Here is a 21,542-nt window from a genome sequence, read left to right on the forward strand (position 1 = left end):
GCATCGCGGTTACCATATCTTGCCGCCGATCCAGTCGCCCGCCGCCGGGATAAATTCGGTGATCCGGATGTCGGCCCAAATGTCGGCGTCGAAATAGGGATCCGCTTCCAGCTGTTTGCGGGCGGCTGCAGCGTCCGAGGCCTTTACCACCAGCAGTGAGCCGACGGTGCCGCCGTTTTCATCCAGCATCGGCCCCGCGATACAGAAATTGTCGAGCGTCTTCTCGATATGGGCGAAATGCGCGTCTCGCGCATCGTTCCGCATCTTGGCGGTATCCGGTTTGTCGGTACAGTAGATTGCAAATGTTTTCATAAAATGTCCTCATCGAGAAAGGGAAGGATTTCTTGTGCGGTATGCTGAGCGCCCTGGTCAAGGACCCCCCGTTTGATATCGAGCCTTTCGATCAGTCTGGCCTGCGGCATCAACTGGGCGGCGCGCCTTGTCGGCTGCAGCAGCCCGGACTGTGTCGCCATGATCAGCGAGGGGCGGTCTACCAAGGGCAATCGTGCCTCTACGTCATAGGAAAAGCTGGCATGGAAAGCGGCGTGCATGCCGTTGCCGTGGCGCAGCTGTTCGGCGAACAGGGCGAAGCAACGGTCCAGACCGTGACTTTCCAGTCTGCCGGTCATCCCCCGATGCCATGCCGCATTGAGGCATTGGATGTCCGGTGTGATCTGAAAGGGTCTGCCCATCTTGAACAGCAGGCTCTTGCGGGTTTCTGAATCATAAGCAGGAACGTCGACAAGCGCGAGCTTGCGCACCGGGCTGTCGTTGGCGAGCGCCATTTCCACGGCAACCAGATTACCCGTATGAAATCCCATGATGTCCACCGGCGCGGCGCCTGAGAGATCCGCAGCGACCGCGCGCATGGCTGTGCTATATTCGAGGATTGACGGTTCCGTCTTGAACCGGTCAGATCCGCCATGGCCCGGGAAGTCCGGTGCAATGACGCGTCGCCGGCGAGCCAGGAAGGGCAGGATCTGGGTGAAGGCAAGGCCGCTGAAGGGGGCTGGATGCAGGCAATACAGGTCAGGTTCGGATGGTGTTTCCTCCGGCTCGACCAGACGCCAGTGAATCTGGCCAAACGGCCCGTCGGAATATCCCTTGCGGATCATTCGGTCGTGCCCTTCAACCGTTCCATCTGCGCTCGATAGAGGCGGCGCGTGAGGGGCATCATGAGGAACGGAATCACGCCGAACAGGAACGGAACGGTCGCCACCGCATAGCGAATATTATTCTCGCCAAAGACACCGCTCGACAGTTCGCCAACCATGATGGGACCGAGAGACCCGAACCAGCTGATCGACAGATAATAGATGGCGACAATCTGGCCGCGCACTTGCGCCGGCGTGATGACGAGCAAGGCCGTGACCCCGATGGCTGATACAATCCCGATACCGACGGTGTTGATACACAATATGGCAAAAGCCAGTTCTGCGGTCGGCATGAAGAGGGGCAGCGAGGCGGTCGGAACCATGATCAGAAAGCCAATATACAGCAGCCGCAAAGACGCATCCTTGACGCCCTTCTTTGTCCACCAGTCGGAAATCGATCCCATGATCAGCATATTGGCGGGGCCGATCACCAGCAGGGCAACGCCGTTGGCAAAAGCATATTTTTGTGGCGACCAGCCCCACGTTCGTTCAAACGTCGGTGCCAGAAAGCCCTGACTATAGGCGATCGCCGTCATCGTTCCGATCAGCAGCAGAAAACCGAGATAGAGCAGGCGGTTGCGCCATATATATTTCAGGGCGTCGATGAAGCCGCTGCCGCTGATGACATCCGATGCTGCGGTTGCCGGCCGTCTGGCCGGTTCTTTCATCAGCAGGAAAAACAGCGCAAAAACCAGACCCGGCAGGCCGACGATGATCAGGGTGAAGCGCCACGGCGACAAATCCCCGAACAGGGGCAGCGATTGTGTGCCTCCGGACGCGGTCCAGGCGATGATCGCGCCGCTGAGCAGAGAGGCGAGGCCGGCACCGATGGGCAGCGCAGATGAATAAAAGGCGATCGGCTTGCCGCGCTTTTCGGTGGGAAAGCTGTCGCCGATCATCGAAAAGGTTGCCGGGCTTAGAGTCGCTTCGCCGACGCCGACGCCCATGCGAGCGGCAAAGAGCTGAACGAAATTCTTGGCGGTGCCTGTGGCGATGGTAGCGACGGACCACAAGGCGACGCCGATCGATACGATCCAGATCCGCTTGCCCCGGTCGATCAGCCAGCCCATGAAAATACCGACAAAGCCGTAGATCAGGGTGAAGGCGCTGAGCAGCCAGCCAATCGATCGATCGGAAAGGTCAAATTCGGCCTTGATCGGCTCAATCAGCAAGCCAAGGATATAGCGATCCACAAAACTGAAAATATAGGCGATGGTGAGCAGCACCACCATGAACCAGCCGGCAGCGGCGCTGGGATAGGGCTTGGTCACAGGAGATGGTGGGCCATCAGCTGCCGACCAGTCACCGGTCATGCCTGTGTTTCCGGGATGCGATAGATCACGGTCAGATTGTCGTCGAAATCGACTATGCCAATCTCTCGCCCGATCCGGCCGTCATGGGTCTCGAGACGGTGTCCTTCGTAGACCTTCAGGCCCAATGCCGCGCATTCAGCCATCACCTTGTCGGGATCGGCGACATCGAGCACAATCGCGCTGCGCCGCGGATAGGGAATTGCCTTGAGCGGTACGTTCTTGATCCCTGACAGCGCCATGACGCGCGGCTGGCCCGGCAGGGAGAGGATCGCAAAATCCAGCTCTGCGCCATCCGGAATCTCAAATACCGGAATCGAATAGCTGTCGGGATTATGGCCCTTGCGATAGGTCACCTCAAAGCCGAGGATATCGCGATAAAATGTTAGTGCCCTGTCGATGTCTTCGACGACGAAATTAGCGCGCTGAAAGCGGGCGGGTTGCGTAGATGGCTGGTTGTCGGTCATGATAGTCCTCTCAATTCCATTCTGCCGGCTCGCCTCGGACGGAGCAGCATTGCACACCGACATTGCGGCCGTAATAGAGGTTGGCGAGTGCACCCGGCATGTTCTGAAAACCGTCCTCGACATCCTGCACCGGTTGCAGTCGACCGTCGTGAATCCAAGTGGCGAGATCATCCATCACACGCTCCCAATGGCTGAGATGGTTGTAGACAAAAAAGCCCTGCATCCGGGAATCGGTCGCACGAAGCCGTGTGTAGTTGGAGAGCGCAAATGGCTGTTCGCGGGCATATTCACTGATCGACCCGCAGAGAATGACGCGGCTGTGGAGCCGGAGCCGTTCGAGGCAGGCCGCGAGGGTCTCGCCGCCAACATTGTCAAAATAGAGATCAATCCCATCGGGCAGCAGTTCATCGAGACGCTGCGCGATATTTTCGGACTTATAGTCGATGGCCTGCGAACATCCGTGTTCGAGAATGAAAGCGCACTTGTTCTGGCCACCGGCAATGCCCAGAACATTACAGCCGACCACATTGGCCGCCAGCTGACTGACGATCGAGCCGACCCCGCCAGCGGCCCCGGAAAGCACCATTTGCTCACCGTTTTTCGGATCGCCGCAGGCAAAAAGTCCTGCATGGGCAGAAAGCCCGGTCATGCCGAGCACGCCGGAGCCCAGAGCAGCCGGCAGACCGTTGTACGGCATGGCAAAGAATTTTTCCTGCGCGGTCATTCGGGAGGCTTTGTAGGTTTGCCAGCCCAGCTGGCCCTGGACCATTTCGCCTTCCCGCCAGTCGGGATGGCGTGACTTGACGATTTGCGCGACGCCGCGGCCGTGGATTACATCGCCTGGCTGAAGTACGCGCTCGCCCGCCGCGCCGGTGCCTTGCATATAAAAGCGCATCACCGGTGCCAGGCCAAGATAATGAGTCTTCAACAGGACTTCGCCATCGTCGGGTTCGGGGATGTCGGTGACAGCCCATTCGAAATCATCGGGTACTACATTGCCGACCGGTCGCGCCGCCACTCGCCATTGATAATTGGCATCATCGTCAATCTGCTTGCCAGCAGCCAAGGCGGCAAATGCGCAGAGGCCGTTGTCGGACACCTAGTTGTGAACCTTCACGATCTGGTTCACTTCGTAAAAATAGCCATCAAGATCCCAGAACGAGCAACCGATCATATCCCTCTGCTTGCCATCCGCGCCGGTCACTTGCCATTCGCGCGGCTCGCAGTGGATGCGCGATCCGAGTGCGCGGGCGCGTTCCAGCGTAGCCTTGGCGTCTTCCGCCGCGACCACAAAAATCGGTGCGCCAAATGCGATTTCGGTTGGCAGCTCTGCCGGTGCATCCTGTTTGGGGTCCAGCCATTCCAGCAATCCGATCATCCCGATCAGATCATCTTCGCATTTCAGGATGATCAGCCGGGTCTCATCCCCCTTTTTTCCTGCTGCGAGCTGGGTGCCGGACAGGGTGAAGGGGGTATCCATCCATTTCGTCATGCCGAACACGGTCTCATACCAGTGCCCGGCGCGGTCGCCATCGCGGACCATCAACGTCGTGCGTTTGATAATATCAGCCATTTATTGTCGGGCTCTCGATCAGAAGAACCTGACATTCGGCGCAATCTTCGCGCAGTTTTTTTACTTCCTGATATTCCGGGCTGTTCCAGAAAGCCTTCGCCGCCGCGATATCAGGCCATTCCGATATGACCATCGAAGCGCCATCACCAAAATTGCCTTCCAGCAGTTCGGCGCCCGGACCGCGGAGCACATATTTCCCGCCAAATTTCTCTACAAGCGCCCCGGCTTTGGCACCATATCCGGCAATAAAGGCGTCTCTGTCGGTGATTTTCGCCGTGACGATCATATAGGCTGGCATAAGGGCTCTCCAAAAGTTGTCCGGACAAATTAACCGCATTGCGTCGTAATGCAATCTCTAATTGCGCGGCCCAATTTCAGGCGAACTGAAAATTACGCGGCAGGCGCCTTGCTCTTCTGAAATGCCGGAAAACCGCCAAAGAGACGTTGCAAAATTGCGACAGTCTATCAATTCTGTGAGCCGACTCAAAAATTTGTCTGGACAAATTATGCTTCCAGTGAGAATTTCATCGAGGAGGAAAAGAAAATCAGCGCAGCTGGTATCAGGGAGAACTCTAATGAAATATTCTTACAAATATCTGCTAATGGCCGCGGTTGCCGCCGTTCCGGCATCTGCTTTTGCCCAGCCTGTATCCGGCGAAAACGCCGACGACTCGAACGTGATCATCGTTACCGCGCGCAAAGTTTCGGAGAATTTGCAGGAAGTGCCTGCTTCAGTCGCCGTGGTCGGGTCCGGCACGATCGACAATCTGGCGCTGGACAGCGTGGCCGATATTTCGAAAGTGACCGCTGGCCTGACCTTTGACGACAGTTTCGGGCGTGATTCCAATCGGCCGGTCATTCGTGGCCAGGCCAATATTCTCGGCGACTCGGGCGTCGCCGTGTTCATCGACGGCATTTATTTCAGCGGCTCTGTTGGCGATTATGCGGTCGACAATATCGAGCGGATCGAGGTCGTAAAGGGACCGCAAAGCGCGCTCTATGGACGGAACACCTATTCCGGCGCGATCAACATCATTTCCAAAACCCAGGCTGATCGTCTGACCGGATCGATTTCTGCCGATATATCGGAGCACAGCCGGTTTGATATCAACGCCAACATCCGTGGGCCGGTAACCGATTCGATCACCGCCTTTGCTTCCGGGCGCTATTATGAATATGGCGGCGAATATACCAATCTCTATGATGGCAACAAAGTCGGCAAGCAGAAGTCCTACTCTTTCTCCGGCGGCTTTGCCTATGACGGTGGCGGGCCTTTGACGGCTCAGCTGCGGACCTATTACAACAAGACAGATGATGGTCAGCCAGCGCTTTTCGCGACCAGTGTTGCCGACAATAATTGTCTGTTCGACAATGGCAGTTTCTATGGCGGCGCGGGTCGTTATTTCTGCGGTACGATCAAGCCAGGACAGGTCAACACCGATTATACCCGGCAATTCGCCAATAACGGCGCCGATGTCGGGCTGGAGCGAGAAACGTTCAACGCCAGTCTGCGGATGGACTATGAAATCAATGATCAGGTCACTCTGACATCGCTGACTGGATATAATCGGGTCACGAGCCGGACCGAAACCGATGGCGATTATTTGCCGACCAGTTTTCAGCCGGCAACCTTTGCAACCTTTCCTGCCGGGCCGGGCGGCATTGGTATTGTAAACGGGCCTCCCACCGACTTTTCTTTCGCCACTGCACGCAAAACGGAAGATTTTTCGCAGGAGATCCGGCTGGCCTATGATGGCGAACGGTTCGACTTGCTGGTCGGCGGTTATTATTTTGACCAGAGTGACGATAGTCGCGACATCCGGACGCTTCCGGCCGACGCCAACGCAAGGGCGCAGGCAAATTCCGATGCGCGCGTGGCGCAACTCTGCTCACCGGCTCGCGGTTGCTTTTTCAGCTTTTTGACCGATCCGGCAGCAGCCGGGACCGTCATCGTTCCCCGCAACTCCAATAATCTCGATATTCAGAACTGGGCGATCTTTGGTTCCGCCAGCGTGGAGCTGTTCGAGAATTTTACGCTCAGTGTTGAAGGGCGCTATTCGGAGGAGACGATCGAGCAGTCCGCGATCAGCCGTAACCTTGGCGACCCACTGCCGGCTCCGGTTGTGTCCAAGGCAAAGTTCAAAAAATTCACGCCGCGGGTGCTGGTTGACTATAAACTTTCGCCTGACAATCTCCTCTACGCTTCCTTTGCGCAAGGCCAGAAGCCGGGCGGGTTCAACGACGTGCTGGCAATTCTGGCCAACCAGCCCACGTTTAATGAGGAAGAAGTCGATGCCTATGAAATCGGCATCAAAAACCAGTTTCTGGACGGCGCTTTAACCGCCAATCTGGCTTTATTTCATAACGAGATCAGCGGATATCAGTTGACCCAGACCGTCTTCCTCCCGCCCAACCGGGTCAGTTCCATCGTGAATGCCGGTGATGCTCGGGTCAATGGTCTGGAACTGGAGCTGGTCGCGCGACCCAGTCGTAATCTGACGTTTACTGCAAATTATTCGCTGGCCGATTCCAAATTCAAGAATGGCGTCGATGAAAACCAGGGTGTGCTGGATGACGTCGCCGATGATGGTCTGGTCAATTGTTCAACCGGCGACCAGTTTCCGGATGCCGACTGCCAGTCTCTGTTCGGGTCGATCAAGGGCAAGCGTATTCCGCGTGCGCCGGTGCATCAGGTCTTTGCCGACGTCGATTACCGCACCGATATTGGCGACAGCGGCTGGAAAATATTTGCCGGTGGCAATGTTACCCTGATTTCAAGCAGCTTCGCGCAGGTCCACAATCTGGCGAAAACCGGTGGATCGGTTGTGACCGATGTCCGGCTGGGCTTTGAGAATGAGAATTTCCAGATCCAGGGCTATGTGAAGAACCTGTTTGATGAAGATGCGGTCGCGCAAATCCTCCGTTATGCCGATGCCGATGCCAGCTTCCAGCGGAGCTTTGTCGCCGGTTTGCGTCCTGGCCGACGGTTTGGCGTGGTGCTGACCGCGAAATATTAAAGCCCCGAAGGTCGCAACTTGGGACAACAGAAAGCCGCTCCGTTGAGCGGCTTTCTAATATGGGAGATCGACGATGCGTTTGTTTCGAATTTTTGATCTGTTTGTCGTGATGGCCCTCGGGCTCATGCTTCCCCTGACCGGCGCGCGTGCGGAGGCGGATCTGTCCGGCAATGAGATACTCGCCCTTGCCCGAGAGGCTGCTGGCGGTGACGGCTGGGCCAATGCCCAAACGCTGAGCCTGTCCGGCCATGCCATATTCTACGGGCCAAAGGGGCCGGAGCCGCGCTCGATCGCGGATGATTACCGGATGTGGCGGATATTCGATGCGGACCGCGAAGCGGCCCACGGGGCCGACGGCAAGGTCCGGATCATCGCGAAGTCGGGTGAGAAGCTGCTGTTTGAGGTCGGCTTTGACGGTCAGACCACCTGGACCGAGCGGGGCATTACGCCGCAGGCGGAGGCCGATGCATTCTGGGCCAGCAACTTTGGTTTCGGGATTATACGGCAGGCCGACAAACCCGGCTTTACCGCCACCAGACTTGCCGATGACAGGATTGATGGCCATCCGCTTTACATGGTTCTGTTGACCGATCCCAAGGGCGGGGAAACGCTATTCGGCATCGATCAGCAAAGCCACGCTATCCGCTCCATGGGCTTTCGTACGCCGAAAGGATGGCATCATCGCACCTATGATGATTTTGTCGAGCTGAACAATCCGCGCTGGCTGCAGGCGCGGCATGTCACGCTCTATTATGACGGGCGGAAATCGAACGAGGTGTTCTGGACGACGACCCGCGTCAACGAAGAGATTGATCCCGCGCTGTTTCAGCCGCCGGCCGCTATGCTTCCCGTACCCGCGGATTGATCCCTTTGCGAGAGACGGCGGTCTCCCCGAATTCCTGCGGGAAAGCCATGCAGTTCTGAAGCCTGCGCTCGTCTGATCGCCACTCGGCCTGCCGGACCTGTCGGTCGGGATGCGCTGCGGCTTCTCAGTCTGCGATTGAAAAATCCCGAAATATAAAGCAGATAGGCAAACAGGGACCGCAATCGCCGACAGGACATCTCTTGAACAACAAGCTCTCTTTTTCAGCGACATTTCTGGGATTGGCTGGCCTGTTGCCGCAACTCTTGTGCCTCGTCGCCGTTTTCGACGAGAACACACGTTATATCGCGCTGAGCGCGGGATATTTATATGCGGCTGTGATTTTCAGTTTTCTGGGCGGCTTCTGGTGGGGGCTAGCGGTGGCCAGCCCCGGTGCGCCGCAGTGGGTGTATAGTGTTGCGGTTGTGCCCAGTCTGGTGGCGGTCGCAAGCGGCATCCCGTGGATGATCGGGAGCACGTGGCCGGGTCCGTCGCTCGCTTTGCTGGGCATCGCCCTGATCGCTGCCTTGTGGGTTGATGTGCGACTGAACCGGTTGAATCTGATGCCGGACTGGATGCTGCGGCTGCGGATTCTGCTGTCGCTCGGCCTGGGCCTGACCACGCTGGCGCTGGCCGCCTTGTAGACCAGGATCATTGCCGGACACTCGGGCACATCGGGCCTGTGAGTCCGTGCCGTTAACTCTCTCCAAGACCGAAACATTATCCAAATCGCTGAGAGGCCCAGAAGTGCTGGCTTTTCGATGCTCTACGGTTCTGATCGGCAATGCCTGACGGGTGCGTTGACCGACAATATTAACATTGTTTGTCATGTTTCTATCGGTGCTTGTAACAAGCTTATGGTCCCGCGCTCCTCTATCCGATTTTCATAGTCAATGAAATTACAGGGGGCCTTCATGCGCTTTTCCAATGCAGTCGCGATATCGACAATGGTGTTTAGCAGCTGCTTGCTGACGTTCACATCCACGCCCGCAGCGGCGCAGAGCGATCCGGATGTCAAAAATGCTATGGACCAGCTGAACGCTGGTCGGGCCGGTGCCGCCTATTCCGCGCTCAAGGGCAGCGAGGCAGATCGCGCCGGCAACCCTGATTATGACATGGCTCTCGGTCTGGCTGCCCTGGAAACCGGTCGCCATGGAGAGGCGATCATCGCGTTCCAGCGTGTTCTGGCGGTCCAGCCACGCAATGCGCGCGCACAGGCAGAACTGGCCCGGGCCTATGCGATGGCCGGCGATGTCGATACCGCTCGCGCCGAGTTTGAAACGGTCCGCGGCGACCCTTCGATCCCGGATCCTGTGCGCAACCGGATCGATGGTGTGGTTCGTCAGCTGGATACCGCGATTGCCGGCGGCGCGTCAGAGATTACCGGCTATATCGATGTCGAGGGCGGATATGACAGCAATATCAATACCGCAACCGACGCGATTTCGATTACATTGCCATTGTTCGCCTTTCTGGGCCCCGCGACCCTGAATGGGGCGGCGCGTGAACAGGATGCCGGTTTCTATCAGATCCAGGGGGGGCTCTCCGGTTCGACACCGCTCAGCCGCCAGACCCGTCTATTCGGCTCGGTGCTTGGCAACTGGCGCGACAATGTCGACAGCCGGTTTGTCGATCAGGCCTCGGCAGTCGGGACGGTTGGCGTTGCCCATAGCCTGGCCAACGGCGATGTTATCTCGCTTTCGGGGCAGGCGCAGCGCTTCTGGCTCGGTCATAATGGCTACCGCACCAGTGTCGGCGGCGATGTCCGCTATACCAAGCGGCTGTCGAATGATCGCGCGCTATCGGTCAGCGGCCAGTATTTCCGGCTTAATTACGATGGCAATCCACTGCAGGATGCCGAGCGTTTCTCCGGCAGCGTCACCTATGCCGACAAGAATATCTATGGCGGTATCGGCGGCGGCAAGGAAGAAACCCGGCGTCCTGGTGCTGACCAGCTGAGCTATCTGTTCTTCAACGCCCAGCTTGGCGGTGAATGGAGCCTTGGTGAAAAGGCGGCCGTCATCGCTGGTGCCAGCGTTGAGCATCGCAATTATGACAGCCGAGATCCGCTGTTCCTTCAGGGTCGCAACGATACGCAATATGATGCGTCGCTCGGCCTGCGTTATCGGTTCACCGATACGATCAGCATCCGGCCCCGCGTGACCTATACCCGCAACGACAGCAATATCGGGCTTTATGATTACGACCGCTGGACCGCGTCTGTTGGCGCCCGTCTGAGCTTCTAGAATTAACAGTAAACCCTTGGGAGAAAAACCATGACCCAGATCCGCCAAAGAAATACGAGCCTGCTGACCGACGTCAAACTGGCTGGTGCCAGCGCGCTTGCGACCACCTTGTTCGCGATTTTTGTTCCCGGTTCGCCGCTATGGGCGGCGGAAATGGTTTTCACTTCCGCGGGCAATGACGCTGCGTCCAGTGAAAACGGTGCCGGTGAACAACAAATCGCATCGGGCGTTGTCCAGCTGAAACTGGATGACGGCACCACGGTCAGCATCATGGGGCCGGCGCGCTATTCGCTGTCGGCAGACGGACAGCTGTCCGTGCCGAGCGGCAGTTTCACCGCATCGGCGCCAGCCAACGGATCTCCCAAGCCGATTATCGCGGGTAATGGCAGCCAGATTGTCCTGAAGCCCAGCAGCAGCGCCAACGGCAAAATTGCCGCAGACGGCAGCTTTTCCGGCTTTGCTCTGACCGGATCGATGCAGGTGGCCAGCAATGGTTCCAGCCGCAGTTTTTCGGCTGGCAAGGCTTTCAAATCCGGCAATGGATCGGGTCCGTCAGCCACGGTAACAGCAGGCGTCCAGCCCAATCGCAGCGGCGGTCAAACCGCTCTGCAACAGGTCCAGCAGGCACAGCGCAACGCTACGCAATTTCTCGCCAATGCCAGCCAGACCACACCCACTGCACTGGGCTTTGCGGGCGTATCGCAGCCGCAGGCTTTTGTCCCCGGTACATTGCAGGCCGCAACCACGCCGGCGCAGTTCCAGGCTTTGGTGCAGGCACAGACCGGTCCGCTTGATCCCGCCCAGGCCTTGCAGTTTATCACCGAGATTCTGGCGGCAGCGCAGAATGGAGGGCTGGGCACCTATAGCGGTCTGACGCCGACCCAGATCCAGGCACTGTTGTTCAATTTGCAAACCTATGGCGCGCCGTCGGGAATTTCCCAGTTCCAGCTGCAGGAATTCCTCCGCGTGCTGGGTATCGCGGGCTACACGATTTCGGGCATTACCGGTAGTGGCCCCACCTTTGGTTCGATCGCGGATCTGTTGGCGCTGGTCGCCGCTGGCGGGACAATCCCTCCCGGCGATCCGACGGTTCAGGCACTGGTTGACCTGCTGTTTGCCAATGGTTTTCCGGCGGGCCTGGATCCTGACGAACTGGCGCGGCTGTTTCGCCTTGCTGGCTATACTGTACCCCCCCAGTTTGGCGGCGGCGGCGGAACACCAACGCCGACTCCGACACCTACCCCAACTCCAACGCCCACGCCCACGCCCGTACTGGCGGCGTCCGACGGCGTACGGCCTGATGACAGCCGCAGCGACATCAGTGTGGCCTTTGCCAAAATCACTGAAACGGGCCAGGACAGCAAAGTCACGCTGATTTTTGAAGGCGATGAATTTGTCGGCTACCGGCTGCGCAGCGGCTTTGAGATCAAGTTCGCCGATCGCGACGAAGTGGAAAAGGGCGGCGACAAGGGAATTATCGGCTGGTCGCGTCTGGTCGGTGGCACCAAGATATTGGGAGCCCCGCGCGGACCGGACAGCGGCGACCATTTTGTCTATGGTGTGCCGATGATCAACCGGCCTTCAGGCGGGCTGCTGACCTATGACCTGATTGGTTATACCAGTCCGACGATCCGCGATGACAGCGTCGCGGCAGGCGGATTTGACGGTAAATTCGCGGTCAATTTCGGCACTGCGCAGGTACTGGCCGGGCTCGAAGCGACCATCGTTTTGTCTGACTCTGTCTATGAAGTAGCGTCGGAAGGTGGCGTGCTGGCACCCAGCATCTCCGTTCTGAGCGATGGCCGGTTTAACGGCACTATCGATCTGCAAGACGGTCTGGGAATCGCCTGCAGGGTCGGTGACTGCCGGTTCGTTTACAACGGCTTTCTCGCCGGTGACGGCGCCAGCCATGCCGGCTTCGCCTATACCATCCGCGATGATGCCGATACCGTGGTAAAATGGATCGACGGCAGCGCCGCCTTTGCGAAAGGCGAGGTTACCGGCGGGACTCCCAATCCGATTACCAAGACCTTCCGTGGTATCAGGGTTGATGACGGCTTTACCCAGCCGGTCGCCGGTGATTTTGCCTCTGCTCTGGATGTTTCAGCGAATTTCCTGACCCGCGGCGAGATTCAGGCAGACGAAGGTCGTGCCTTCCGGATCACCGGATATGCCGATGGCAGTCCGACCAACAAGTCAGCGTTGTCGGGCGTCCGGGTCAAGGGCGGCGTCGGCGATAGCGGCCGTTCCATCGGCACGGCCAAAAATGCCGACAATGGTGCTCTCGGTGACGTTCTGGGCTGGACCCGCTGGACCGATGGAGAATTCAGTAATCTAAAAGGCGGCAAGCGCGTTTTGGCTGGCACTGAATCCATTCACTACATCTATGGCGACGGCACCACCGGCACCTTGCCGACCGGCCGCGCGGAATATGCCGTGGCCGGCGGAACCCGGCCGACGCGGGTCGATGGACAGGGCGATCCCGGCACGTTCGAGGGCGAAATCGCGATCGACTTTGCCACGCTCAAAATGGGCTGGGACACGATTGTCGGCATGGGCAACGACCGGTTTAACTTCCTCTCTGCCGGTGGCCTCGACGATCTTTCGATCAGTGTCAAAAACGCGGGTAACGGGGTTTATAACTTCACCGGCGACGGCATCGTCATTTCCGAACTGGGCCGCTGTGAGGGATGCACCGGATCGGCAAGCGGCTTCCTGAGCGGCAAAGACGGCCGCTATGTCGGATTCTCCTACGAGATCGGTACCGCCGACTTTGGCGCCATTCATGGTGTGGCCGGCTTTGAACGCGCCGACCTGGTGGGCGTACCAGAGGAAGTCACACGAGACGAACAGGTTATCGCAGGCCTTGGCAATCGCAAGCGGACGATCGGATTTACCGACGGCAGATTGAGCGAATATCTGGGTCTTGGCGGTGTATCCGGTGTCCTCGAAACGGCCAAGATTGTTGACTTCGGCACCGCAGCTGACGGCGTCATCAACTGGTCGCGCTGGGCAGACGGTACGGCGATCATTTCCGACGCCAGCGGTCCGCGCACAAAGAGCTATCCGGAAGATGGTGGCAAGCACTTCGTTTATGGCAGCGCCGCGACCAATCTGCCGACCAGCGGAACCGTAGCCTATGATCTGGTCGGTTCCACTGCACCGACGTTCCGGGACGGGTCGCAATCGCCCGGCACATTTGCCGGGAAGATGGCGGTCGCTTTTGGCGGCACGCCAAAGGTTGGTCTGGAGTTTGACGTTGGTATTGGTGGTTCGACATATGGTATCGCAACCGACGGTGGTGTAGCTGGCACTGAAACCGGTGGTATTGATCTCTTCACCGACACAAGCACCGGGTTCACCTTTCACACCTTCACCAGCTTCAGGGTGCCGGTAACCGGTGGCGGCGCGGCTTGCCCCAATACATGTAATGCTACGATCGAAGGCTTTCTGGCCGGCGAAGGTGCAAGCCATATCGGAGTAAATTATACGTTCGGCGGTTCCGGCACCGGCCTGATCGTCGAAGGTGCGGCTGCTTTCGGCAAAGCCGGTTCCGCTCCAACGATGGCGTCTGCTACTGCTGCTACTGCTGCTGCGGCGGGGGCGGACAACTGGTCCAGCTGGACTGCGCCTACCGGCAACCTGACATCAAAAGCAGATTTTGGTCCGCTGCTGGGTGGTCGGCCGGCCAACAATCTGGGCCGAATGTCACCCGATTTGATCAGGAATTTCAGAGAGAAACTGGGACCGGATTTTTCGTTTAGATAATTCGCCGCCCCAACAGAGCTCGGCCCGTCCCTGACAATTGTCAATCAGGGACGGGCCAGCATCTTGAGAGATAAAGCTAACAAGCTTTGTCACATGTCTAACAGCAGGTGTAATTGGAAATCAGGGCAGTTTTCCGCCAGTTTTGTTTCGGTAAAGAGAACAAGGGAACGGATATCATGAACAACTTCAAGCCTATTTCAGCGTTGCTATCAGCCGCTGCTTTAATCACCGTTGCGGTACCCGCACCTTCGCAGGCCGCGAAGAAAAAAGAGGTTGCGGTCATGAAATGCGACGCATCCTACGGCACCGTTGCGATCACCGATGGCGACACGCAGGGATGGAGCAAATTCGGCTTGTCCAGTCCTCGCGGAATGCTGGGTGCGATTGTTCAGGAATCCGGCTGCTTCACCTTGCATACTGGCGCGGATGGTAAGCCAGCCAATTATCTTTTGTCCGCCATTGCCGGCTCGCAGGAAGAAGTTGACCAGACCATGAACACGGCGACCGGCCTGTTGAAAGGCGGCCTGGTTCAGTCCGGTGCTGCCGGTACCATCCTGAGCAAAGTTCCGATGGGCGGCGCATTGATGGGTATGTTTGGCGGTTTGGGCGGCAAGAAAAAGACCATTTCTGCTGGCTTGCGGCTGATGGATCCGTCCAACGGACAGACGCTGATTGCCGGCAGCGGCCTCAGCCAGAAATCGACAATCAAGGTCTTGAACAGCAGCGACTGGGTTGCGGCCAGTCAGGGACAATTCGGGCAATATAGCTCGTCGAAAGACGGCAAGATGGTGACCAGCGCCTTCATCGAAGCCTATAACAACCTCGCGTCACAGGCCGGGGCGTTGGCAACGGCACGCCAGGCAGCTGCGGCGGCACCGGCGGCAACGATCACGACCACCTACACGGTTGCTGTTCCGACGTCGATGAGAGCAAGTGCCTCAAAAACCGCTGCTGAAGTTCGCTCTCTCCGCGCGGACACCGAATTAAAGCCGACCGGAAAAAAAGAGGGGCTGTTTGTCGAGGTAACCGACAATTATGGCACCAAGGGCTGGGTTTCAGTAGAAGACCTGCGCTAATTGCGACCCCGGCGTAGGGATATCACTGATAAGGAAGGGCGTCCTCTATCCCGGAGGGCGTCCTTTCATTTTTTGCTTACTGTGGGATAGCGTCTAGTCACCGATCAAGATGAATGGTGCCCAGATTGCCGGGTGAGCGCCGCCCGGGATAGCGGCGTCATCGATCAGCTTCAGCTGCGCCTGACGAAGCGCTTCGGAACGGCGCATGCCTCCGGTTGCATTTTTCACGGTATTTATCGTCAGCATGGCTGCGGCATCATCGCGGACCTGCCAATGCGAGAGCAACAGCGATTGTGCTCCGGCCAGCCGGAATGCGCGGGCCAGACCGGAATAGGTCGGCGCGCTGTTGTTCCTGCCGCCGCCGCTATTGCAGGCAGACAGGATCACCCAGTCGGCCGGGATGGTCATCTGCGAAATCTCTGTGGCCGTGAGCAAACCGTCATTCTCCGGGACAGTGTCATCGGGCGGGGTAAAGACCAGCGCCGGTTCCAGCAGACCGTTGAGTTCGCCGCTGACCAACCCGTGGGTCGCAAAGGCGATGACCGAATAAGATCCCAAGTCCAGAGCGCGCAAAGCCTTTTCGGTCGCTTGATTGCCGGTCAATATGGTGGAAAAATCGGGACCAAAAGCGGTTTCAATCTGCCGTAATTCCGTCTGGGCCGTGGGTAGTTCGGGTAATGAGCGCAGCGAATCCACGTCTACGGCACCGCCGCGGAATATATTCACCGATGCCAGTTCGACCGAATCTTTGCCATTCAGGGCCGGTGCGCCGATGCCGGCAAATCTGTTCCGCGTCGCTTTCCGGGCCGATGGCTTCATGCGCTCGCCCAGACTGGAATAAATGGCAATCGATTTTTCCCGGACCAGCCAGGGCAGCTGACGGAGGGGGTCGTCGTCGTTGGTGGGCCGTGTCAGCATGATCTGTGGCGGCAATTTGGCGATGGCGCCGGATGCCGGGAACAGCAGTTCCGACTTGTCGGCGATCTGGCTGTAAAGACGGCCCGGAAAAATGATCTGGAACAATTCGTACGCCGTATCTGCGTCAAAGTCCGCCGTTTCGATGTCGTCAGCGAAGCGAGCATTATTGATTTGCGACAGCAGCTGGCTGGTTTTTCGGTACAGACGCATCCCGCGATTGTCGCTGGTGTCCCAGAACAGATCGCTACGCGTCACGATGATGGTCAGAAACTTGTCGTTGCCGGCAATCGGAAAGATCACCGCCTGATCGTCTGACAGGTTTTCCCGAATTTGCGAAAGGGTGAGCAATGCGGGTCGGCTGAGCGAGGTATATTCCGGAAAGTCCTTCATCAGCGAGCTTTCCAGATTTGTCAGTACCGCCTGCCGTTCCCGCAGTTTCAGGCTGATATCCTGCAAATTGTCGTCGACATCGGCTTCGGCCTTCATCAGGCTGGCCTTGAGCGTCTTTAGCTCACTGCGTGCCTGGCGAATTTTCTGCACGCGATCTTCAAAACCCTTGTCTTTGGCCGCGGCGCGCAGCGTCAGATTGGCATTGGCGGTCGATAATTCTGACAGCAATGTCAGTTGTGCCGCCTTGACCGCTGCCTCTTCGTCGCCTGCCAGCAGCGAGCTATGGGCAAAGCTCGCAAAACCGGCGGTCATGACAGGGGAATAAGAGATGAGTTCCGGCCGGGCGGTGGCATAGCTCATCAGCTTTTCCTCAAGCCGGTTGGCGATCGGCAGGCCGCGTGCATAGCCAGCCTTTGCCTGCCCTTCTTCGGCCATCATTTCGGCAATCCGCAGGTCCCAGACGATGCGATCGCGATGCCCTTCTGGCAGAGCGTCGGCTAGGTCGGCAAAGGTCCGCTTCGCCAGCGCCAGACCCTTTGCCCGATTTTCAAAGCGATAGAGATGATGGGCGTAAGCCAGTTCGGCCAGAGATATCCAGGCATCCCCGGGCTGCAGATCCGCCTTCACTTCCTCAATACCGGACAGATAATGGGGGCGGGACTGGTTGCTGCGACCGAGCTGGTCCAGCAGCACGGCCAGCTTGATAGACGAAAATCCGCGCGCAGAGGGGTCGCCGCCCTTGTCCATCTGGTGTGCGTAGGCCGTCGCATTCTGCTGGATTGCGAGAGCCTCCTCAAGCTTGCCCTGGGCTACCAGAACATCGGCGAGCATCGACAGTGGATTGTAAACACTCGGCGATTGCATGCCGCGATTGCGGAGTTCGATCTCGACCTGCTGTTGCAGGATGATTTCCGTCTCGGCATAGCGACCCAGAAGATTGAGCACACCGCCAGAACCGTTCAGTGCCAGCCCCACTACCGGGTGCTGCGGCGGCAGGTTTTCATAGGCAATGGAGGCCGCATATTCCATGGTTTCTGCTGTGTTCGGGTCGTCGTTGAAATACATGGTCACGCCGCAGGAGACGTAGTTATTGGCCACCATGGGGTCTGTAAGCGGCAAGTGGGCGGCAGCAAGTTTTGCCGCGCTGCACATATCTTGCTGGGCCTGCTTGGTATTGCCGGCCTTGTAAGCCAGATATCCCTTGGCGTTATAGGCAAGGGCTGCGGCTGCGCTTTCCTGACCGAAATTTTCTGTCGCTTCCGCCATCGCAAGCTCAGCATATGTGCTGGCCCGGTCGATTTCCGTCAAATCCGTGGAGATCAGACTGCCATAAGCCAATAATTCATAGCGGAAGTCACGCGACGCTTCCGGCTGCATCGTCTCGAGCAGCGCTTCTGCCTGCCGGACCTCAGCCCAACCTTTGTCATATTCGTTGGTGTAAAAATAGGAAATCGCCATATGCGTATGGGTTAGCGCTTTCAGACGGCTGTCAGCGGAATCCTCCAAACGGACCTTTTTCCGAAAGCTGAGCCAGGCGTCCCGCTCAACGTCGGGCTTCTCAAAGCGATCCCGCAGAAGCATCTGGTCCAGTTCGTCTTGCAACGGGCCAGTCTCCGACAGAGGTCTCTTATCGTCGGCGCTCGTTTCCTGCGTGGCGGTCCAGCCAGTGGTGGGTAAAACGGCCGCCGACAAAATGACCGACAAAATCCAGCAACGCATCACTATCCAATCCCTGAATTTGAAAACCCAGTTGCACCCAGGGAAGATGGTAAACCGCTCGGTAACATATGCAAGGCGGCAGTAGGAATTACGAAAAATGTGGGAATGCCGCCGATACTAACAGCATTTGTAACTATCTTTTCCGGGTAGACAAACTCTAGAACATGTCTCAATTGTCGCGATCAGTATTGGATATAGTCTCAAAATGAACAACTTGCGCATTTTGCATGTAGAGGACGATTTGCAAGCGGCGAAGATGGTGGCTGACACGCTGTCGCGGGTTGGCGACGACGTGGTCAATGCGGCAAATGGCAAGGACGGACTTCGGCTGGCGTCGGAAGAGGAATTTGATCTGGTCATTCTTGACCGGATGCTGCCGGATATGAGCGGTATCGACATCATCACCAAATTGCGGGATGCGGGCGTTGCTCTTCCGGTTTTGATGCTTTCTGCCCTGGGCCGGACGGAAAAACGGATCGAAGGCTTGGATGCCGGGGTCGATGATTATCTCGCCAAGCCGTTTGAACAGGAAGAGCTGATTGCCCGAGTCCGGGCCTTGCATCGCCGGGCGAGTGGACAATCCCATAGCGCGGTGATAATTTTCGGCGATCTGGAATGTCATATCAAGGCGCGTACAGCGCACCGGCAAGGGCGACATATTCCATTGAGCCCAAAGGAATTCGAGCTGTTCAAATATTTCATGCAAAATGCCGGTGAGACCGTTACCCGCGAGATGTTGTTGCGGGATGTTTGGAATTTGAACTTCGATCCCCAGACCAACGTCATTGATGTCAATGTCGGGCGGCTCCGGCGCAAGCTCGAAGAAGGCTTTGACGGCCCGATCCTCGAGACTATCTGGGGGGCCGGGTACCGTTTGCTGGCCCGCTGATCGTGGTGTTGTCCAATCCTTTCAAATCTCTCTTCGGTCGTTTCTCGATCTGGATCGCGCTGGTCACCGCGCTGGTCGTGCTCCTGCTGTTCCTGCTCGCCAACGGCATCGTCAAGGCGGAGACCGAGCAGCAGATCCGCAGCGCAGTGGATACAGATATCGCCGGTCTAGCCGACATTTATGTCTCCGGTGGACAAGACGAACTGGCCGAGCGGGTGCGCGATCGTATTGCCATGACCAGAACCGGCGGCGCGAGCGACTATTATCTGCTGGCCGATAGCGCAGGAACGCCGATTGAGGGCAATCTGGCAAAATGGCCGGCCCTGTCATCGGAAAATTCCGAAGCCGGCATTCTGTCGGTCGCTGGCAAGGGCCAGATGTTCGCGCGGGCCACGCAATTGGCTCCGGATCTGAAACTGGTGGTGGGCTGGAACCTCGATAGCCGGGATGCATTGCTGGTGAAGCTCCGGATTGCTTTTCTTGTTGCCGGGCTCGCCATTGTTGTGCTGGTGGTTGGTCTCGGTTTCTGGTCAACGCGGCGGCTCCGCGTCCGGTTGGCGTCGATCAATGCCGCATTTCGCAGAGTTGGCCAGGGCCAGTTCGACACTCCGGTTGATATCGACGATCGCGGCGATGAACTGGATGAGCTGTCTCGTCACACCAATGAAATGGTGTCGCGTGTTATCAATCTGGTCAACGCTCACAAGGACATATCCGACCATACAGCGCACGAGTTGCGGACGCCCTTGATGCATCTCGACAATCGGCTTGTCACAGCGATGAACGATATTGTCGAACCCGATCAGAAAATCGGTTTGATAAATGCGCGCACGGACATCAAAAACATCATCGCGTTGCTCGATTCCTTGCTCGATATCGCGTCAAGCCGGGCGCAAAAGGGCGACCGGACGGGATTGTCGGAGTGCGACGTTTCGGACATTGCCGAGGGTATTGCCGAGCTGTTTTCGGAAAGTGCCGGCGATCTGGGTATCGATTTCAGCACCGATATTACGCCAGGGGTCCGCATGATGGCCAATCCGGCTCATCTTCAGCGTATTTTTTCCAACCTGCTCGACAATGCGTTCAAATATACGCCTGAAGGCGGAACTGTGAAGATGATGGTTCGGCCCGGCCCAACAATAACGGTAAGTGACAATGGTCCAGGCATTGCTGATGATATGCGAACCAAGGTGTTTGAGCGCTTTGTCCGCATCGATGCGGGCGGCGCAAAGGGCCATGGTCTCGGGCTTGCCTTGTCCCAGGCGCTGGCCGAGCGGAACGGATTGATCATTCGTTGTCACGATGCAAAACCGGGGGCCACATTTGAGATTAGTCCGGAGAGGGGTGATTGAATTGACTGACCGAAACGCATCTCTGCTCGCTCTCCTCGGATCCGTTTTGCTTCTGCCCGGCTGTGCTGCCGGAGCCGGGGGCGCAGCATCGTCTGCGGCAGCCGGCATTGATACCCCAAAGCCTGCTTTAGACGACGGACCGGTAGCGCGTGCTGCCTATGCCATTTCGTTAGGACAGCAAGGTGAGACGAACGCCGATGCAAAGTCCCTCCGGACTGCAGCACAATTGCTTGCCAGTCTGGGGGCCAAGCCTGACAATGGTGAAGAGGACGATCTTTCATCGCGATGGAGCGAACAGGCAAGCCTGCTTGATCCGTCGATAACTTCGCCGGTTTATCGTGGCCGCGCGCTCGGCCCATCCTACAAAAAGGGCACCGTCTCGGCGACGCTGGCGGTCAAGACCGACCAGATTTTTCTGGCTGGCAAGAAGGCTGCCGTGGCTTTGGTGCCGGTTTCGGCCAAGCCGATGTCGATCAAGATCAGCGATGGCCGGGGAGAGAATGTCTGCAAAACCGGCGTCTCTTCCAAACCGATGAACTGTGAATGGCTGCCGCTATTCACCGGCAGATACCGGATCAGGATCGAGACCAGCGCCAGAGAGCCGGCCGCTTATTATCTGGTGTCGAACTAGACGGACCCAGGCGGATTATGTCCGGCTTTTCGCGGTTTCCATCCATCGATCGGCCCTGTGTGGCTGGCTGCTGGCGGTGCAACATTATCATTCGCTGATCATGCAAGCGCCTCTCGCGCCACTGCGGTTGTTACCGCGCCGCGAATATTGTAGCCCGAGCTGAGAATCGC

At 57.7% G+C, this 21,542-nt stretch carries 17 protein-coding genes; 9 read left to right on the top strand and 8 right to left on the bottom strand.

The window, feature by feature from the left end; translation table 11 throughout:
• Positions 1 to 9 precede the first annotated feature (9 nt).
• From ACN0WW_RS01545 to ACN0WW_RS01575, 7 genes are read right to left on the bottom strand one after another with little or no spacing between them, the layout of a single operon-like run.
• Positions 10 to 312 carry a YciI family protein gene (locus tag ACN0WW_RS01545; RefSeq protein ID WP_417608672.1) on the bottom strand — a complete coding sequence of 101 codons (303 nt, stop codon included), beginning with the start codon at positions 310 to 312 and terminating at the stop codon, positions 10 to 12.
• Positions 309 to 1,115: an alpha/beta fold hydrolase gene (locus tag ACN0WW_RS01550; protein WP_417608674.1), complete on the bottom strand. Its 807-nt coding sequence runs from the start codon at positions 1,113 to 1,115 to the stop codon at positions 309 to 311. The genes ACN0WW_RS01545 and ACN0WW_RS01550 overlap by 4 nt, the downstream gene beginning before the upstream one ends.
• Positions 1,112 to 2,467: an MFS transporter gene (locus ACN0WW_RS01555; RefSeq protein ID WP_417608676.1), complete on the bottom strand. Its 1,356-nt coding sequence runs from the start codon at positions 2,465 to 2,467 to the stop codon at positions 1,112 to 1,114. The genes ACN0WW_RS01550 and ACN0WW_RS01555 overlap by 4 nt, the downstream gene beginning before the upstream one ends.
• Positions 2,464 to 2,931, bottom strand: a complete 468-nt coding sequence (locus ACN0WW_RS01560; protein ID WP_417608678.1) for a VOC family protein — start codon at positions 2,929 to 2,931, stop codon at positions 2,464 to 2,466. Before ACN0WW_RS01560 ends, ACN0WW_RS01555 begins: the two co-directional genes overlap by 4 nt.
• A 10-nt stretch (positions 2,932 to 2,941) precedes the next feature.
• On the bottom strand, positions 2,942 to 4,030 hold the full coding sequence (locus tag ACN0WW_RS01565) for a zinc-binding dehydrogenase (RefSeq protein WP_417608680.1): 1,089 nt from the start codon (positions 4,028 to 4,030) through the stop codon (positions 2,942 to 2,944).
• The gene (locus ACN0WW_RS01570; protein ID WP_417608682.1) at positions 4,031 to 4,504 is read right to left on the bottom strand and encodes a VOC family protein; all 474 of its coding nucleotides are present in this window, start codon (positions 4,502 to 4,504) and stop codon (positions 4,031 to 4,033) included.
• Positions 4,497 to 4,802, bottom strand: a complete 306-nt coding sequence (locus tag ACN0WW_RS01575) for a DUF1330 domain-containing protein (RefSeq protein WP_417608684.1) — start codon at positions 4,800 to 4,802, stop codon at positions 4,497 to 4,499. Before ACN0WW_RS01575 ends, ACN0WW_RS01570 begins: the two co-directional genes overlap by 8 nt.
• A 277-nt stretch (positions 4,803 to 5,079) precedes the next feature.
• Here ACN0WW_RS01575 and ACN0WW_RS01580 point away from each other — a divergent pair, with 277 nt between their 5' ends.
• From ACN0WW_RS01580 to ACN0WW_RS01605, 6 genes are all read left to right on the top strand, one after another.
• Positions 5,080 to 7,521: a TonB-dependent receptor gene (locus ACN0WW_RS01580; RefSeq protein WP_417608686.1), complete on the top strand. Its 2,442-nt coding sequence runs from the start codon at positions 5,080 to 5,082 to the stop codon at positions 7,519 to 7,521.
• Positions 7,522 to 7,594: 73 nt separating this feature from the next.
• Entirely contained in the window at positions 7,595 to 8,386 is a 792-nt protein-coding gene (locus ACN0WW_RS01585) for a hypothetical protein (protein ID WP_417608688.1), read from the top strand.
• A gap of 200 nt (positions 8,387 to 8,586) precedes the next feature.
• Entirely contained in the window at positions 8,587 to 9,027 is a 441-nt protein-coding gene (locus ACN0WW_RS01590) for a DUF3429 domain-containing protein (RefSeq protein ID WP_417608690.1), read from the top strand.
• Positions 9,028 to 9,297: 270 nt separating this feature from the next.
• Entirely contained in the window at positions 9,298 to 10,629 is a 1,332-nt protein-coding gene (locus tag ACN0WW_RS01595; protein WP_417608692.1) for a surface lipoprotein assembly modifier, read from the top strand.
• A 30-nt stretch (positions 10,630 to 10,659) separates the two neighbouring features.
• Positions 10,660 to 14,397 (top strand): hypothetical protein, encoded by a 3,738-nt coding sequence (locus ACN0WW_RS01600; protein ID WP_417608694.1) that lies wholly within the window; start codon positions 10,660 to 10,662, stop codon positions 14,395 to 14,397.
• Positions 14,398 to 14,573: 176 nt separating this feature from the next.
• Positions 14,574 to 15,473, top strand: coding sequence for an SH3 domain-containing protein (locus tag ACN0WW_RS01605; protein WP_417608696.1), 900 nt, complete (start codon positions 14,574 to 14,576; stop codon positions 15,471 to 15,473).
• A gap of 93 nt (positions 15,474 to 15,566) precedes the next feature.
• On the opposite strand, the gene ACN0WW_RS01610 is transcribed toward ACN0WW_RS01605, so the two are convergent.
• Positions 15,567 to 18,500, bottom strand: a complete 2,934-nt coding sequence (locus ACN0WW_RS01610; RefSeq protein ID WP_417608698.1) for a CHAT domain-containing protein — start codon at positions 18,498 to 18,500, stop codon at positions 15,567 to 15,569.
• Between the two features lie 205 nt (positions 18,501 to 18,705).
• Between ACN0WW_RS01610 and ACN0WW_RS01615 the strand changes: the two genes are divergently transcribed.
• The 3 genes from ACN0WW_RS01615 to ACN0WW_RS01625 are packed head-to-tail and all read left to right on the top strand — an operon-like array spanning position 18,706 to position 21,372.
• Positions 18,706 to 19,389 (top strand): response regulator transcription factor, encoded by a 684-nt coding sequence (locus tag ACN0WW_RS01615; RefSeq protein WP_417608700.1) that lies wholly within the window; start codon positions 18,706 to 18,708, stop codon positions 19,387 to 19,389.
• 8 nt (positions 19,390 to 19,397) lie between these two features.
• The gene (locus tag ACN0WW_RS01620; protein WP_417608702.1) at positions 19,398 to 20,741 is read left to right on the top strand and encodes a sensor histidine kinase; all 1,344 of its coding nucleotides are present in this window, start codon (positions 19,398 to 19,400) and stop codon (positions 20,739 to 20,741) included.
• 1 nt (position 20,742) lies between these two features.
• Positions 20,743 to 21,372 (top strand): hypothetical protein, encoded by a 630-nt coding sequence (locus ACN0WW_RS01625; RefSeq protein WP_417608704.1) that lies wholly within the window; start codon positions 20,743 to 20,745, stop codon positions 21,370 to 21,372.
• Positions 21,373 to 21,542: the final 170 nt, after the last annotated feature.

The sequence above is a fragment of the Parasphingorhabdus sp. genome (assembly GCF_048269865.1).
GTDB lineage: Bacteria > Pseudomonadota > Alphaproteobacteria > Sphingomonadales > Sphingomonadaceae > Parasphingorhabdus.